The organism is Pseudomonas sp. P1_A1, assembly GCF_056406935.1.
Window position 1 is genome coordinate 135242 of the sequence record NZ_JBFTZE010000007.1, and the last position, 16512, is coordinate 151753.

The window sequence follows — 16512 nt, forward strand, 5'->3', positions numbered from 1 at the left end:
CCACACGACCTGTAGAAGCGAGGCTTGCCCGCGAAGCTTTTAGCGTTTCAGATGGCCCCTTCGCGGACAAGCCTCGCTCCTGCAATTAGAACGCGCATTTCACCTGAGCCCCGCCCCAAGGCATACTTGCCACCCTCCGCACTCCAGAACCAAACCGCCCCATGCGCATCCACGTCAGTTTCATCGACCGCGTCGGTATCACCCAGGAAGTCCTGGCCCTGCTCGGTGGGCGCAATCTCAATCTGGATGCGGTGGAAATGGTGCCGCCCAACGTCTACATCGACGCCCCGACCTTGAGCCCGGCGGTGCTCGAAGAACTGCGCGATGCGCTGTTCAACGTGCGTGGCGTGCAAGCAGTGACGGTGGTCGACATCCTTCCCGGTCAACGCCGTCACTTGCAGCTCGATGCGCTGCTCGCCGCCATGACCGACCCGGTGCTGGCCCTGGACAGCGCCGGCAAGGTGCTGCTGGCCAACCCGGCACTGATTGCCCTGTACGGTCGCGAACCGGCGGGTGAAAGCATCAGCGAGCTGTTTGCCGACCCGGCGCTGCTCGACACCTTGCTGGAAAATGGCTTCCGTCTGCCGCTGCGCGAGATCACCGTCAACGGTCAAACCCTGCTGCTGGACGCCACACCGATCACCGACGCCGGCGCCCTGCTGACCCTGTATCAACCGAACCGCATCGGTGAACGCCTCTCGGCGCTGCACCACGATCACGCTGAAGGTTTCGATGCCCTGCTCGGCGAATCCCCTGCCATTCGTACGCTCAAGGCCCGCGCCCAGCGAGTCGCAGCCCTTGATGCACCGTTGCTGATCCAGGGTGAAACCGGCACCGGCAAAGAATTGGTAGCCCGTGCCTGTCACGCCATCAGCGCCCGCCACAGTTCGCCGTTCCTGGCCTTGAACTGCGCGGCACTGCCGGAAAACCTCGCCGAAAGCGAACTGTTCGGCTACGCCCCCGGCGCCTTCACCGGGGCGCAACGGGGCGGCAAGCCGGGGCTGATGGAGCTGGCCAACCAGGGCACGGTATTTCTCGACGAGATCGGTGAAATGTCACCGTATTTGCAGGCGAAACTGCTGCGTTTTCTCAACGACGGCAGCTTCCGTCGGGTTGGCGGCGATCGCGAAGTGAAGGTCAACGTGCGGATCCTCAGCGCGACCCATCGCGACCTGGAAAAAATGGTCAGCGAAGGCACTTTCCGCGAAGACCTGTTCTATCGCCTCAACGTGCTGAATGTCGAAGTCCCGCCCCTGCGCGAGCGCGGCCAGGACATTCTGCTGCTGGCGCGCTACTTCATGCAGCAGGCCTGCGCGCAGATCCAGCGTCCGGTCTGTCGCCTGGCCCCCGGCACTTACCCGGCGCTGCTGGGCAATCGCTGGCCAGGCAACGTACGGCAATTGCAGAACGTGATCTTCCGCGCCGCGGCGATTTGCGAAAGCAGCCTGGTGGACATCGGCGACCTCGACATCGCCGGCACCTCTGTGGCGCGCCAGAGCGACATCGAGGTCGACAGCCTCGAACAGGCCATGGAAGCGTTCGAGAAGGACCTGCTGGAAAAGCTCTACGTCAGCTACCCCTCGACCCGCCAACTGGCCAGCCGCCTGCAAACCTCCCACACCGCGATTGCCCATCGGTTGCGCAAGTACGGGATTCCCAATAAGCCGTGAGGCTTACTCGGTGATCGTTCCCACGCTCTGCGTGGGAATGCAGCCCGGGACGCTCCGCGTTCCAAGAGCGGACGCAGAGCGTCCATTGAGGCATTCCTTTGCTGCGCGTGGGAACGATCATGTCGCCTTCAAAACCATGCCAAAAAGCGACCTCCATCTGTACTGAAAGCGCTACAGTGGAACGATATCGATACACCCTCTCCCGATCAGCGCTGTGCAAGGCTTTGATCCACCTAGGCTTTTTTCTTTGCTTCAGGCTGTAGCGAATTCGCTACAGCCGCAGAAACACAACGGTTTACGAAAACATATAAGTTATTGTTTTTAAACATAAAAATAACATTGGCCGCCTTTTTGCTTAGTAACCTCCTATAAAGCAGGGTTTTTGCTCCTGCATTCCATCGCGTCCACCAGACGAGTCTGGCCCCCTTAGGAGTTTCCATGAGCGAGTTGCGTTTTACTGAAGATCACGAATGGCTGCGCACCGAAGCTGACGGCACCGTCACGGTCGGCATCACCGCTTTCGCACAGAACGCACTGGGCGACGTGGTTTTCGTACAACTGCCTGAGCTGCAGTCCTACGACAAAGGCGCAGAAGCCGCCACCGTGGAATCGGTAAAAGCGGCCAGCGGCGTGTACATGCCCCTGGACGGAGAAGTGGTCGAGACCAATCCGGCCCTCGATAGCAGCCCTGAACTGGTCAACGAAGATCCGCTGGGCGAAGGCTGGTTCTTCCGCTTCAAGCCCACCGACGCCTCGGCTGTCGGCCAACTGCTGGATCAAGACGCTTACGACCGCCTGATCAAAGCCGAAGCCTGAGGAGCGCCGACATGACTCAAGTCAATCTGACGACCGCCAACGAATTCATCACCCGCCACATCGGCCCGCGTGCAGGCGACGAGCAAGCCATGCTCAACAGCCTCGGTTTCGACTCCCTGGAAGCCCTGAGCGCCAGTGTCATTCCCGACAGCATCAAAGGCACCAGCATCCTCGGCCTTGAAGACGGCCTGAGCGAAGCCGATGCCCTGGCGTTGATCAAATCCATCGCCGGCAAAAACCAGCTGTTCAAGACCTACATCGGTCAGGGCTACTACGGCACTCACACGCCGTCACCGATCCTGCGCAACCTGCTGGAAAATCCGGCCTGGTACACCGCCTACACCCCATACCAGCCAGAAATTTCCCAGGGCCGTCTCGAAGCGCTGTTGAACTTCCAGACCCTGATCAGCGACCTGACCGGCCTGCCGATCGCCAACGCCTCGCTGCTGGACGAAGCCACCGCTGCTGCCGAAGCCATGACCTTCTGCAAACGCCTGAGCAAGAACAAAGGCAGCCACGCCTTCTTCGCCTCCGTTCATTGCCACCCACAAACCCTCGACGTTTTGCGCACCCGTGCCGAGCCTTTGGGCATCGACGTTGTGGTGGGCGACGAGCGTGAACTGACCGACGTGACGCCGTTCTTCGGCGCCTTGTTGCAATACCCAGCCAGCAACGGTGACGTGTTCGACTACCGTGAACTGACCGAGCGCTTCCACGCGGCGAATGCGCTGGTCGCGGTCGCAGCTGACCTGCTGGCCCTGACCGTGTTGACCCCGCCGGGCGAATTCGGCGCCGACGTAGCCATCGGCAGCGCGCAACGCTTCGGTGTGCCGCTGGGCTTCGGTGGCCCGCACGCGGCGTACTTCTCCACCAAGGATGCGTTCAAGCGCGACATGCCGGGCCGTCTGGTCGGCGTTTCCGTGGACCGTTTCGGCAAGCCGGCCCTGCGCCTGGCCATGCAGACCCGCGAGCAACATATCCGTCGCGAGAAAGCCACCAGCAACATCTGCACCGCCCAGGTGCTGTTGGCCAACATCGCCAGCATGTACGCCGTGTACCACGGCCCGAAAGGCCTGACGCAGATCGCCAATCGCATTCATCACCTGACCGCGATCCTCGCCAAAGGCTTGAGTGCACTGGGCCTGAGCGTCGAGCAAGCCAGCTTCTTCGACACCTTGACGATCAAAACCGGCGCACAAACGGCGGCCCTGCACGACAAGGCTCATGCGCAGAAGATCAACCTGCGCGTGGTCGATGCTGAGCGTCTGGGTCTGTCCCTCGACGAAACCAGCAGCCAGGCTGACGTCGAAACCCTGTGGAGCCTGCTGGCCGACGGCAAGGCCCTGCCGGACTTCGCTGCATTGGCCGCCTCGGTCCAAAGCACCCTCCCGGCCGCACTGGTTCGCCAATCGCCAATCCTCAGCCACCCGGTGTTCAACCGTTATCACTCCGAAACCGAGCTGATGCGCTACCTGCGCAAACTGGCGGACAAGGACCTGGCCCTGGATCGCACCATGATCCCGCTGGGTTCCTGCACCATGAAACTCAACGCCGCCAGCGAAATGATCCCGGTGACCTGGGCTGAATTCGGTGCCCTGCACCCGTTCGCTCCGGCCGAGCAAAGCGCCGGCTATCAGCAACTGACCGATGAACTGGAAGCGATGCTCTGCGCCGCCACCGGTTACGACTCGATCTCCCTGCAACCGAACGCCGGTTCCCAAGGTGAATACGCCGGTCTGTTGGCGATCCGTGCCTACCACCAGAGCCGTGGCGAAGACCGTCGCGACATCTGCCTGATCCCGTCGTCCGCCCACGGCACCAACCCGGCCACCGCGAACATGGCCGGCATGCGTGTGGTTGTGACCGCGTGCGATGCCCGCGGCAACGTCGACATCGAAGACCTGCGCGCCAAGGCCATCGAGCACCGCGAACACCTCGCCGCGCTGATGATCACCTACCCGTCGACCCACGGTGTGTTCGAAGAAGGCATCCGCGAAATCTGCGGCATCATTCACGACAACGGCGGCCAGGTGTATATCGATGGCGCGAACATGAACGCCATGGTCGGCCTCTGCGCACCGGGCAAGTTCGGCGGCGACGTATCGCACCTGAACCTGCACAAAACCTTCTGCATCCCACACGGCGGTGGCGGCCCGGGCGTCGGCCCGATTGGCGTCAAGTCGCACCTGACGCCGTTCCTGCCGGGCCACGCCCAGATGGAACGCAAGGAAGGCGCGGTCTGCGCGGCACCGTTCGGCAGCGCGAGCATTCTGCCGATCACCTGGATGTACATTCGTATGATGGGTGGCGCCGGCCTCAAGCGCGCTTCGCAATTGGCGATCCTGAATGCCAACTACATTTCCCGTCGCCTCGAAGAGCACTATCCAGTGCTGTACACCGGCAGCAACGGTCTGGTGGCGCACGAATGCATCCTCGACCTGCGTCCGCTGAAAGACAGCAGCGGCATCAGCGTCGATGACGTGGCCAAGCGCCTGATCGATTTCGGCTTCCACGCCCCGACCATGTCGTTCCCGGTGGCCGGCACGTTGATGATCGAGCCGACCGAAAGCGAATCCAAGGAAGAACTGGACCGCTTCTGCGACGCCATGATCCGCATCCGCGAAGAAATCCGCGCGGTGGAAAACGGCACGCTGGACAAGGATGACAACCCGCTGAAAAACGCCCCGCACACCGCTGCGGAAATCGTCGGCGAGTGGACTCACCCGTACAGCCGCGAGCAAGCCGTTTACCCGGTAGCGTCGCTGATCGAAGCCAAGTACTGGCCACCGGTCGGTCGCGTCGACAACGTGTTTGGCGATCGCAACCTGGTCTGCGCCTGCCCGTCGATCGAAAGCTACGCTTAAACCTGTACAACAATGATCGTTCCCACGCTCTGCGTGGGAACGCCTCTCGGGACGCTCCGCGTCCGCTTTGTGACGCAGAGCTTCACGGGCTGCATTCCCACGCGGGAGCATGGGAACGATCGATCTGTGTCGATCCTCATAACAAGAAACCGGAGAACAACCATGTCGTTAAGCGTGTTCGACCTGTTCAAAATTGGTATCGGCCCCTCCAGCTCCCACACCGTCGGCCCGATGCGTGCCGCTGCGCGCTTCGCCGAAGGTCTGCGCCGTGAAGGGCTGCTATCGGCAACTACCTGCGTCAAAGTCGAGCTCTACGGCTCGCTCGGCGCCACCGGCAAAGGCCACGGCAGCGACAAGGCCGTATTGCTGGGCCTGGAAGGCGAACACCCGGACACCGTGGACACCGAAACCGTCACCGCCCGCCTGCAAGAGATTCGCAGCAGCGGTCGCTTGAACCTGCTCGGTGAACACAGCATCGCGTTCAACGAGAAAGAACACCTGGCAATGATTCGCAAACCGTTGGCCTATCACCCCAACGGCATGATCTTTCGCGCGTTCGACGCGGCCGGCCTGCAAGTGCGCAGCCGCGAGTATTACTCGGTCGGTGGCGGGTTCGTGGTCGATGAAGACGCAGCGGGCGCCGACCGCATCGTCGAAGACGCCACGCCGCTGACCTTTCCGTTCAAAAGCGCCAAGGACCTGCTCGGTCACTGCAGCACCTACGGTTTATCGATCAGTCAGGTAATGCTGACCAACGAAAGCGCCTGGCGCCCGGAAGCGGAAACCCGCGCGGGGCTGCTGAAGATCTGGCAAGTGATGCAGGACTGCGTCGCCGCCGGTTGCCGCAACGAAGGCATCCTGCCCGGTGGGCTGAAGGTCAAACGGCGGGCGGCAGCGCTGCATCGGCAACTGTGCAAAAACCCGGAATCGTCGCTGCGCGATCCACTGTCGGTGCTGGACTGGGTCAACCTGTACGCCCTGGCGGTCAATGAAGAAAACGCCAACGGCGGACGCGTGGTCACTGCGCCCACCAATGGTGCAGCCGGCATTGTCCCGGCGGTGCTGCATTACTACATGCGCTTCATCCCCGGTGCCAACGAAGACGGCGTGGTGCGTTTTCTACTGACGGCCGCTGCAATCGGCATTCTGTACAAGGAAAACGCCTCGATCTCCGGCGCCGAAGTCGGCTGTCAGGGTGAAGTCGGCGTTGCCTGTTCCATGGCGGCCGGCGCTTTGTGCGAAGTGCTCGGCGGTACGGTGCAGCAGGTGGAAAACGCAGCCGAAATCGGCATGGAACACAACCTCGGCCTGACCTGCGACCCGATTGGCGGACTGGTGCAAGTGCCTTGCATCGAGCGCAACGCCATGGGTTCGGTCAAGGCCATCAATGCGGTGCGCATGGCCCTGCGCGGCGACGGTCAGCACTTCGTCTCCCTCGACAAGGTCATCCGCACCATGCGCCAGACCGGCGCCGACATGAAAAGCAAATACAAGGAAACCGCCCGTGGCGGTTTGGCGGTCAACATTATCGAGTGCTGATGCGCGCATCTGCACTATTTTCAGGAGCTGGATATGTCCACCGAACAACTATTGAAGACCCCGTTACACGCACTGCACCTCGAACTCGGCGCCCGCATGGTGCCTTTCGCCGGCTATGACATGCCGGTGCAATACCCGTTGGGCGTGATGAAAGAACACCAGCACACCCGTGATCAGGCCGGGCTGTTCGATGTGTCGCACATGGGCCAGATCCGCCTGACCGGCGCCAACGCCGCCAAAGCCCTGGAAACCCTGGTGCCGGTGGACATCATCGACCTGCCGGTGGGCATGCAGCGCTACGCGATGTTCACCGACGAGACCGGCGGCATCCTTGACGATCTGATGGTTGCCAACCTCGGTAACGACGAATTGTTCCTGGTGGTCAACGCCGCCTGCAAGGACCAGGACCTGGCGCATCTGCGCAAGCACATCGGCGATCAGTGCACCATCGAGCCGCTGTTCGAAGAGCGTGCCCTGCTCGCTCTGCAAGGCCCGGCTGCCGTCACTGTGCTCGCACGCCTGGCACCGGAAGTTGCGAAGATGACCTTCATGCAGTTCACCCGCGTGAAACTGTTGGGCGTGGACTGCTTTGTCAGCCGTTCGGGCTACACCGGTGAAGACGGTTACGAAATCTCCGTGCCGGCGGCCAACGCTGAAGCCCTGGCTCGCGCCCTGCTGGCCGAACCGGAAGTCGCGGCCATCGGCCTCGGCGCCCGCGATTCCCTGCGCCTGGAAGCCGGTCTGTGCCTGTACGGCCACGACATGAACACCGAAACCACGCCGATCGAAGCAAGCCTGCTGTGGGCCATCTCCAAGCCTCGACGTGCCGATGGCGCGCGGGCCGGCGGCTTCCCAGGCGCCGAAACAGTATTCGCCCAACAGCAAACCGGTGTCAGCCGCAAGCGCGTTGGCCTGCTGCCGCAGGAACGTACTCCGGTGCGTGAAGGTGCAGAGATCGTCAACGAAGCCGGCGAAATCATCGGCAGCGTTTGCAGCGGCGGCTTCGGTCCGACCCTGGGCGGTCCTTTGGCCATGGGTTACCTCGACAGCGCTTATACCGTTTTGGAAACGCCAGTTTGGGCCATTGTGCGTGGGAAAAAGGTGCCTTTGCTTGTAAGCAAAATGCCATTTGTTCCACAACGCTACTATCGTGGCTGATTGACTGTTTCTATAAGTAACGCGGTTGCGTTAACAGTGCACTAATCTGTAACGCAACCGCCATAAAATAGTGCATACCTTTCGTTTATGAACGTTACTTATAACAATCGAAAAGCAATGAACAACTCGATCGAATAAGCCCGCACTAGTGACCACTCTAATTGCCATCAACCTGAGGAAATCCGGGCCTTCGCGGGGCTTGTTTTTTCTCCCGTAGTTGGCGTAGAGTTTGATCACTGTGTTTGCATGGGTCGCTTGGAAATCGTGACCTGGGCAGTAGCCTACAAGTTAGCTACATCCCGTTCGACGTCTTCTTACTCTCCTGCAACCAGCCCCAGTACTCTTTCACGAGAAGGAGACTGTCATTCATTTTTGCGTCAAAGGAAATAAGAAATGTCCCAACGTCAGAGCGGTACCGTCAAGTGGTTTAACGACGAGAAAGGTTTTGGTTTTATCACTCCAGAAAGCGGTCCGGATCTGTTCGTGCATTTCCGCGCTATTCAGGGCAACGGCTTCAAGAGCCTGAAAGAAGGCCAGAAAGTGACGTTCGTTGCTGTGCAAGGCCAGAAAGGCATGCAGGCTGACGAAGTACAAGCAGAAGGCTAATCTTCTGTTACGAAAAAGCCCCTGATGCTGACATCAGGGGCTTTTTTGTGCGCGCAAATCCGTAAAATGGCTTCTTTTTTCCGTTCAGAGGCAGCCATGTCGAAACACCTGCTCAACCCCCAAGGCGACTTTCCCGCCGCAGGCCTGGGTCGTCGCCTGGCAGCGATGTTCTACGACTTCCTGCTGTGCACCGCGCTGCTGATCGTCACCAGCGGCATTTACAAGATGATCCAGATGGCGATCATCGGCGAAGACCGGATGCGCACCCTGACCGAGGCCGGCGCTCTGGACGGTGACCCACTGCTGTCGACGGTTCTGCTGTTTGTGCTGTTCGGCTTCTTCGCCAAGTTCTGGACCTGGTCGGGCCAGACCCTGGGCATGCAGGTGTGGTGCATCCGCGTACAAAACGCCGACGGCTCATCCATCAGCCTGTGGCAGGCGCTGCTGCGCTTTGTGGTGTCGATCGCGTCCTGGTTATGCCTCGGGCTGGGGTTCTTCTGGTCGCTGTTCGACAAACAGAAGCGCAGCTGGCACGACATCTATTCCAACACCCAGCTGGTGCGGATTCCGAAGAAGACCAAATAATCCTCAGATGCAAAAACGCCCCGATCAAACCGGGGCGCTTTTTTGGCTCACTGCCAACGAATCAGGCGTTACCCGCCAGCTTCATCCGCGCCGCCTGCGTGAAATCGAGCATGCGCTTCAACGGCCGAATCGCCTGCGGAATCAACGCCGGGTCGACGAAGATCTCGTTGGTCCCCTCCTTCAAGCTCTTCAGCGTGCGTTCAAGGGTGTTCATCGCCATCCACGGGCAATGCGCGCAACTGCGGCAAGCAGCGCCGTTACCGGCCGTTGGCGCTTCGATAAAGACCTTGTCCGGGCACAGCTGCTGCATCTTGTAGAAGATGCCGCGGTCGGTGGCAACGATCAGGGTCTTGTTCGGCAGGCTTTGCGCGGCAGCGATCAGCTGACTGGTGGAACCCACCGCATCGGCCAATTCGATCACCGCAGTCGGCGACTCCGGATGCACCAGAATGGCCGCGTCCGGGTACAGCGCTTTCATGTCTTCGAGCTGCTTGGCCTTGAACTCTTCGTGAACGATGCAGGCACCGTCCCACAGCAGCATGTCGGCGCCGGTCTTGCGCTGGATGTAGGTACCCAGGTGCTTGTCCGGGCCCCAGATGATGGTTTCGCCGTTATCCATCAGGCTTTCGACGATTTCCAGCGCGCAACTGGAAGTCACCACCCAATCCGCCCGGGCTTTGACTGCCGCCGAGGTGTTGGCATACACCACCACCGTGCGTTCCGGGTGCTGATCGCAGAACGCCGAGAACTCGTCCACCGGGCAACCCAGGTCCAGCGAGCAGGTCGCTTCCAGGGTCGGCATCAGCACACGTTTTTCAGGGTTGAGGATTTTCGCGGTTTCACCCATGAATTTCACACCGGCGACCACTACGGTCTTGGCCGGGTGAGCATTGCCGAAGCGGGCCATCTCCAGAGAGTCGGAGACGCAGCCACCGGTTTCTTCGGCCAGGGCCTGAATGACTGGATCGCAATAGAAGTGTGCAACCAGCACCGCGTCCTGAGCTTTGAGCTCGGCTGCGATGGCTGTGCGGTAATAAGCCTCTTCCTCGGCCGTCAGCGGCTTGGGCTGCTTGGCGTCGAGGTGGGCTTGAACCAGAAGGCGTTCGGAAATCTGCGTCATGTTCGCAAGACCTGCAGGCGCTTTCGCGCGAAAGTCGAGTATACACCCGGCTCCGGACCCTTCGGGGTACCGCCGGGAGAGTGAGTATTCATCAGGCACGGACAGCGTTGAAGCTGCGCAAGGCTACAGAATATCCGGCGGATGCAAAAGATGATTCTGACCTGCGTCACTCGGTGCGATCCCGGACCAGGACAACCTCAAATCGCGGGCAAAAAAAAACCCGGAAATCCTCACTTACGTGGGCCTTCCAGATTTTTTAAAATGGTGGGTCGTGTGGGATTCGAACCTACGACCAATTGGTTAAAAGCCAACTGCTCTACCAACTGAGCTAACGACCCGCTGTGTGGTGGCGCGTATAATACTGATTTTTAAGGACTATTCAACACCTAATTTGAAATAAATCAAAAATAAGGTGTCGGGTCGCTGATTCCGGCCGCCGCAAAGCCTTCTGCACGCAGACGGCAGCTGTCGCATTTACCGCAAGCACGGCCGTTATCGTCCGCCTGATAGCAGGAAACGGTCAGCCCGTAATCGACGCCAAGCTTCACGCCCGCCTGAACGATCTGCGCCTTGCTCAGGTTCTGCAGGGGCGCCTGGATACGGAAGCCATTCCCTTCTACACCGGCCTTGGTCGCCAGATTAGCCATGCGCTCGAAGGCCTCGATGAACTCGGGACGGCAATCCGGGTAACCGGAATAATCCACCGCGTTTACACCGATAAAGATGTCACGCGCACCCAGCACTTCGGCCCAACCCAACGCCAGGGACAGAAACACCGTGTTGCGCGCCGGCACATAGGTCACCGGAATGCCTTCGCTCGGCGCCTCCGGTACGTCGATGGAACTGTCGGTCAGGGCCGAGCCGCCGATACCGTTCAGGTTCAGGCCGATCACCTTGTGCTCGACCACACCCAAGTCGCGGGCAACACGCTCGGCGGCATGCAGTTCGGCACGGTGGCGCTGACCGTAATCGAAGCTCATGGTGTAGCAGCTATAGCCTTCGGCACGGGCCATGGCCACGACCGTCGCCGAGTCCAGGCCACCGGACAGCAGGATGACCGCACGTTTTTCAGCAGTGTTCAGTTGTTCAGTCATTTCAGCGCCCCGGCTCGTCATTCCAAAGATATTTATGCAGCTGCAATTGCAGACGCACAGGCAGATTGTCCGCCACCACCCAGTCCGCCAGATCACGTGCATTCAGGTCATGGTGGCTCGGCGAGAACAGGACTTCGCCGGCACGCTCGTTCAAACCGTATTGAATCAGCTTGGACACGGCCCAGTCATAGTCTTCCCGCGAGCAGATGACAAACTTCACCTGATCGTTGGGCGTGAGCAGTTCTATGTTCTCGTAGCGGTTGCGGTGGGCTTCTTTCGAACCCGGGGTTTTCAGGTCGACGACGCGACTGACCCGTGGATCGACCGCCGAGATGTCCAGCGCGCCACTGGTTTCCAGCGACACTTCGTAACCGGCGTCACACAACTGCTTGAGCAAGGGAATGGCATTGGGTTGCGCCAAGGGCTCACCGCCCGTGACACAGACGTAACGCGGGCGAAAACCGGCCACTTGCTCGAGGATGTCGTCAAGCGTGCGGAGGGTGCCGCCAGTGAACGCGTAGGCGCTGTCGCAGTATTGGCAACGCAATGGGCAACCGGTCAGGCGCACAAAAACAGTGGGCAGCCCGGCAGTCCGCGTTTCACCCTGCAACGAGTAGAAAACTTCGGTGATTCTCAATGTGTCTTGCATAGTCGCCACGGGCGTAACAGCTAAACAGGCTGTCCGCCTCCGTCAGGCACTTCAAGGAACCCCGCCAACGCGCAGATCCCAAAAAGCGTGTTTCATAAAAAGGGCATGAATTCTAACGAAAAAACCCGCGACAAGCGCGGGTTTCTTCAAAACGGGCTAAACAGGCTTACATGCGCTGCAAGTCCCGTTGCGCCAGCTGAGCGGCGGAAGTGCCCGGATATTGGGACACGACCTGTTGCAGAATGCCTTTGACCCGGTCGGTATGACCGAGACGACGCTCTACATCAGCGAGCTTGTATAGCGAATCAGGCACTTTGGGGTGCTTGGGGTACAACTGCGAAACCTTGGCAAATGCCTGACCTGCACCTTGCAGATCGCCTTTGGCCAGGTTCACTTCACCCAACCAGTACTGGGCATTGCCCGCGTATTGGCTGTTCGGGTATTTGCGCAGGAATGCGGCGAAAGCCTGGCTGGCCTTGTCGAAATCCTTGGCTTTGATCAGGTCGAAGGCTGCATCGTAATACAGTTTTTCCTTCGCCGGGTCAGCCGGTTCGCCACCCGCGGCCGGGGCTTGAGCGGCAGCCGCTCCCGCACCTGCGCCGGCTGCTGCACCGGAGGCATTCAAATTGCCACCAGTGGAAGAATTATCAGGAGTCGCGGCTGGTGCAACGCCGGTTCCTATGCGCCGATCAAGATCCTGATATCGCTCCAGGTTCTCTTGCTTCATGCGCGCTACATCATTTTGCAGAACTTCGATGATGCCTTGTTGGCGGGAGATCTGCTCCTGCATCGATTGCAGTTGGTTGAACAGCTCGCCCTGTGCCGAGACAGGGGCCGAAACCCCTCCCCCGGCATAGGCGCCGTTCGTACCGTAACCCGCAGGCGGATAACTGCTCCCGCTATTGTTATAGCCGGAGTTGTCCTCGACCACAGGAACCGCAGCCCACACCGCAAGCGGTGCGAGACTGAGAGCCAAAACAGTTACAGCACGACGGCACGTTCGCATGACGAATTACTTACGCAGTTCGACGCGACGGTTTTGAGCCCAGGACTGCTCGTCGTTGCCGGTAGCAACTGGACGCTCTTCGCCGTAGGAAACCAGTTCCAGCTGAGCTGGGGAAACACCTTGCAGTACCAGGTAGCGCTGAACGGCTTTCGCACGACGCTCGCCCAGTGCCATGTTGTACTCACGAGTACCACGTTCGTCGGTGTTGCCTTCCAGAACAACGCGAGCGCCGTTTGCTTTCAGGTCTTTGGCGTGAACGTCCAGAGCGCGCATGGCTTCTGGCTTCAGGTCCGAGCTGTCGTATTCGAAGTAGAAGGTGGTGATTGCGCGCAGAGCAGCTTCTTCGCTCAGGGAGCCGTCAACTGCACCAGTGTTAGCGCCGTAACCAGCGTTTGGATCTACAGCGCCTTCACCGGCGTTGTCGCCGCCTTTGGACGAGCAACCTACAGCTACAGCCATGGCCAGAGCCAGCGCAGCAAATTTACCAAACTTCAGCATTTCCATCGTGAAACTCCTAATGAACCCCAGTGTGTTAAGTAAAACGTATAGCGCCGCGTCAGTTCAGGTAAGGGGACCAGGACGGTTCTCTGACTTCGCCTTGTGCGGTAGGAAGCGGGAGCCTCACGCGTCCATTAATGGACACGAGCATCAAGACTCCCCGGCCCTGCTGGCGGGTGGCGTAGATTACCATGGTGCCGTTGGGCGCAACAGTAGGAGACTCGTCCAGAGTGCTATCAGTGAGGATCTTTACACTACCGCGCTGCAAATCCTGAGCCGCCACCTTGAAGTTGGTGAAACCGTCCTGGCGGTGAATCATCACCAGGGTCTTTTCATCGGCCGACAGTTTAGGGTTGGCGTTGTAGTTACCGATGAAGGTCACACGCTCCGCACCACCACCGCCTGCGCTGGTTTTATAGATCTGAGGCTTGCCACCACGGTCAGAGGTGAAGTAGATGGTCGAACCATCCTTACCCCAGAACGGTTCGGTGTTGATGCCAGGACCATTGGTGACACGGGTGATCTGACGCGAACCCAGGTTCATCACGTAGATGTCCGGGTTACCGTCTTTCGACAACACGAATGCCAGGCGATTGCCATCCGGCGACCAGGCTGGCGCGCCATTCAGGCCTTCGAAGTTGGTGATCTGCTCACGGCGACCAGTGTCGATGTTCTGCATGAAAATGCGCGGACGCTTCTGCTCGAACGACACGTAGGCAATGCGCTTGCCATCCGGTGCGAAACGCGGCGACAGGATTGGCTCGCGCGATTGCAGCAGCGTCACGGCACGGGCACCGTCGTAGTCCGAACGTTGCAGTGTGTAGCGAGTGTTCTTCTCGGAGAAACGCTCGGCCGTCACGTACAGCAGACGCGTCGAGAACGCACCTTTGATACCGGTGAGTTTTTCGAACGACTGGTCGGAGATGTAGTGCGCCATGTCGCGCAGTTGATCGACGCCGCCCGACACGCTGCCGGTCAGCACTTGCTGCTCGGTGGCGACGTTGAACAGTGCGTACTGCACCTGCAGGCGACCGCCCGCCGGAACAATGCTGCCAACCATGACGTACTGGGCACCCACCGCCTTGAAGTCACGGTAGATGATTTCGCTGGCCTGGCTTGGCTGGCTGATCATGTTCTGCTTTGGAATCGGCGCGTAGTAACCCGAATTGCGCAGGTCGTTACCGATAATCTCAGCCATGTCGTCCGGCAGCACGCTACCGCCCTGGAAGCCGAAAGGCACAACGGCAATTGGAGTTGCCTGGGAGCTGCCACTGCTGACCAGGATATTTTTTTCATCTGCCGTGGCCAGTCCTGCAAAGCAGAACATGACTACAAGCAGTCCTCGAAGAAGGTTTCTCACAAGGCTAGATCCTCAGGTGTGAATGTCATCTTGAATGAACGATAGGGTGCGAAATCAGCTGGCTTCAGACCCTGCATTTCGGTCAATCGACCAATATTTTTTACAGCCGCGACTGCAGAACTGTCGAACGGCGCGTCACCGCTGGAATGAGCAACCGAAACACCGGAGATCGTTCCGTCAGGGAGCATGTTGATTTGCAGAATCACCTTCATGCCCTTGCGGGCCGACGGTGGCTGCGCCCAACCTTCAGATGCTCGCGAACGAATCAGATCATCAAAGTTGCCCGCGGTTTCATCGCCTTGCTCATCCGCCAAAGCCTGCTGACGCTCGGTCTTATCGGACAGCAAGTCAGCCAGAGCCTGAGCCTTCTTGTCCTCTACCGATTTGCGAGCCGCATCCTGCGCTTTCTTCTTCGCGGCATCGGCAGTCGCTTTCTTCTTCGCGTCTTCGGCGATTTTCTTCTTCGCCTCTTCCGCTTCAGCTTTCTTCTTGGCGTCTTCCGCGGCTTTCTTCTTCGCGTCTTCGACGATCTTTTTCTTCGCTTCTTCAGCGGCCGCTTTCTTGGCCTCTTCTTCAGCCGCTTTTTTGGCTTCTTCTTCGGCTTTCTTCTTGGCTATATCAGCCAATTGTTTCTCTTCGGCCTTTTTGGCTTCGGCGGTCTTCTTCGCTTCGTCGGCTTTCTTGGCTTCATCAGCCTTTTTCGCCTCTTCCGCTTTCTTCGACTCGTCGGCCTTCTTGGCTTCCTCGGCCTTTTGAGCCGCTTCTTCTTTCTTTTGTTCCGCAGCCTTCACCGCTTCCTGCTCGACCTTCTTCTGTTCCATCTGCTCGACTTCGGTCTGACGCGCAGCAGATTTCTGCGCCTCACCCGCGATCTTCTGATTGGTCTGGGTGGTCGCCCGACTTTTCGATTTCAGCTGGTACAGGGTTGCCTGGACAATCGGCTTGGCCGGCGGCAGCTCCGGTGTGAAGGCGAAACTGACGAACAGCATGCCGAACACCAGCACGTGCAAGACAATCGCCCAGACACTAGGCCAGAAGTAGCTTTCCGAGGCGGACGGCTCTCGCAGTTGCTGCATCAGGGCGCCTCGGTAATCAAGCCAACATTACCGACCCCGGCCTTCTGCAACCCGCCCATGGCGCCCATGACGGCGCCATAATCGACGGTTTTGTCGCCACGAATGAACACCTGCGTGCGCTTACCGTTACCGTTGCCAACGCGAATGATCTTGGTCACGGCGTCGGTCATTTGCGGCAAGGTCATGGCCTTGTCCTGCTGCTTTTCGGTGTCGACTTCGCTGCCAAGGTTCCAGTAGTAGGTCTTGTCAGCCTTGATCGAAATGGTCAGGACCTGAGTGTTGTTGTCCTGCGGCAAGGCTTCGCTGGAAACCTTGGGCAGATCAACTTTCACGCCCTGATTGAGCATCGGCGCGGTCACCATGAAGATGACCAGCAGTACCAGCATCACGTCGATGTAAGGCACCACGTTCATCTCGGCAACCGGCTTGCGCTTTTTGCGAGCTCGAGCGATTAAAGCCATTGGAAATTAC

At 59.4% G+C, this 16512-nt stretch carries 15 protein-coding genes and 1 tRNA gene; 7 read left to right on the forward strand and 9 right to left on the reverse strand.

Features of this window, described 5'->3' with window-relative positions:
• Nucleotides 1-161 precede the first annotated feature (161 nt).
• The 7 genes from AC1D2Q_RS12835 (at nt 162) to AC1D2Q_RS12865 (ending at nt 9238) form a co-directional block, all read left to right on the forward strand.
• On the forward strand, nt 162-1670 hold the full coding sequence (locus AC1D2Q_RS12835) for a sigma-54-dependent transcriptional regulator (RefSeq protein ID WP_428632072.1): 1509 nt from the start codon (nt 162-164) through the stop codon (nt 1668-1670).
• 438 nt (nt 1671-2108) lie between these two features.
• Nucleotides 2109-2486 (forward strand): glycine cleavage system protein GcvH, encoded by a 378-nt coding sequence (gene gcvH, locus AC1D2Q_RS12840; RefSeq protein ID WP_477813416.1) that lies wholly within the window; start codon nt 2109-2111, stop codon nt 2484-2486.
• An 11-nt stretch (nt 2487-2497) separates the two neighbouring features.
• Entirely contained in the window at nt 2498-5350 is a 2853-nt protein-coding gene (gene gcvP, locus AC1D2Q_RS12845; protein ID WP_230175470.1) for an aminomethyl-transferring glycine dehydrogenase, read from the forward strand.
• Nucleotides 5351-5512: 162 nt separating this feature from the next.
• The gene (locus AC1D2Q_RS12850) at nt 5513-6889 is read left to right on the forward strand and encodes an L-serine ammonia-lyase (RefSeq protein ID WP_253416463.1); all 1377 of its coding nucleotides are present in this window, start codon (nt 5513-5515) and stop codon (nt 6887-6889) included.
• 33 nt (nt 6890-6922) lie between these two features.
• The gene (gene gcvT, locus AC1D2Q_RS12855; protein ID WP_477813417.1) at nt 6923-8047 is read left to right on the forward strand and encodes a glycine cleavage system aminomethyltransferase GcvT; all 1125 of its coding nucleotides are present in this window, start codon (nt 6923-6925) and stop codon (nt 8045-8047) included.
• A 393-nt stretch (nt 8048-8440) separates the two neighbouring features.
• Nucleotides 8441-8653, forward strand: a complete 213-nt coding sequence (locus tag AC1D2Q_RS12860) for a cold-shock protein (protein ID WP_007934683.1) — start codon at nt 8441-8443, stop codon at nt 8651-8653.
• A gap of 96 nt (nt 8654-8749) precedes the next feature.
• Nucleotides 8750-9238 carry an RDD family protein gene (locus AC1D2Q_RS12865; RefSeq protein ID WP_019581477.1) on the forward strand — a complete coding sequence of 163 codons (489 nt, stop codon included), beginning with the start codon at nt 8750-8752 and terminating at the stop codon, nt 9236-9238.
• A 61-nt stretch (nt 9239-9299) separates the two neighbouring features.
• Here the strand turns inward: AC1D2Q_RS12865 and nadA are convergent, their stop codons facing one another.
• The 9 genes from nadA to tolR form a co-directional block, all read right to left on the reverse strand.
• A complete protein-coding gene (nadA, locus tag AC1D2Q_RS12870) occupies nt 9300-10358 on the reverse strand; it encodes a quinolinate synthase NadA (RefSeq protein WP_413695053.1) in 1059 nt (352 codons plus the stop codon).
• A 262-nt stretch (nt 10359-10620) separates the two neighbouring features.
• A tRNA-Lys gene (locus AC1D2Q_RS12875) sits at nt 10621-10696 on the reverse strand.
• Nucleotides 10697-10759: 63 nt separating this feature from the next.
• Complete coding sequence (queC, locus tag AC1D2Q_RS12880; protein WP_428632086.1) at nt 10760-11452, reverse strand: 7-cyano-7-deazaguanine synthase QueC; 693 nt, start codon at nt 11450-11452, stop codon at nt 10760-10762.
• 1 nt (nt 11453) lies between these two features.
• Complete coding sequence (queE, locus tag AC1D2Q_RS12885) at nt 11454-12101, reverse strand: 7-carboxy-7-deazaguanine synthase QueE (RefSeq protein WP_018926493.1); 648 nt, start codon at nt 12099-12101, stop codon at nt 11454-11456.
• Between the two features lie 166 nt (nt 12102-12267).
• On the reverse strand, nt 12268-13107 hold the full coding sequence (gene ybgF, locus AC1D2Q_RS12890) for a tol-pal system protein YbgF (protein ID WP_477813418.1): 840 nt from the start codon (nt 13105-13107) through the stop codon (nt 12268-12270).
• A gap of 6 nt (nt 13108-13113) precedes the next feature.
• Entirely contained in the window at nt 13114-13611 is a 498-nt protein-coding gene (pal, locus tag AC1D2Q_RS12895) for a peptidoglycan-associated lipoprotein Pal (RefSeq protein ID WP_003178634.1), read from the reverse strand.
• Between the two features lie 52 nt (nt 13612-13663).
• Nucleotides 13664-14932 (reverse strand): Tol-Pal system beta propeller repeat protein TolB, encoded by a 1269-nt coding sequence (tolB, locus tag AC1D2Q_RS12900; RefSeq protein ID WP_018926495.1) that lies wholly within the window; start codon nt 14930-14932, stop codon nt 13664-13666.
• Between the two features lie 29 nt (nt 14933-14961).
• Complete coding sequence (gene tolA, locus AC1D2Q_RS12905; RefSeq protein ID WP_018926496.1) at nt 14962-16041, reverse strand: cell envelope integrity protein TolA; 1080 nt, start codon at nt 16039-16041, stop codon at nt 14962-14964.
• A complete protein-coding gene (gene tolR / locus AC1D2Q_RS12910) occupies nt 16041-16493 on the reverse strand; it encodes a protein TolR (protein WP_169342487.1) in 453 nt (150 codons plus the stop codon). Before tolR ends, tolA begins: the two co-directional genes overlap by 1 nt.
• Between the last annotated feature and the right edge of the window lie 19 nt (nt 16494-16512).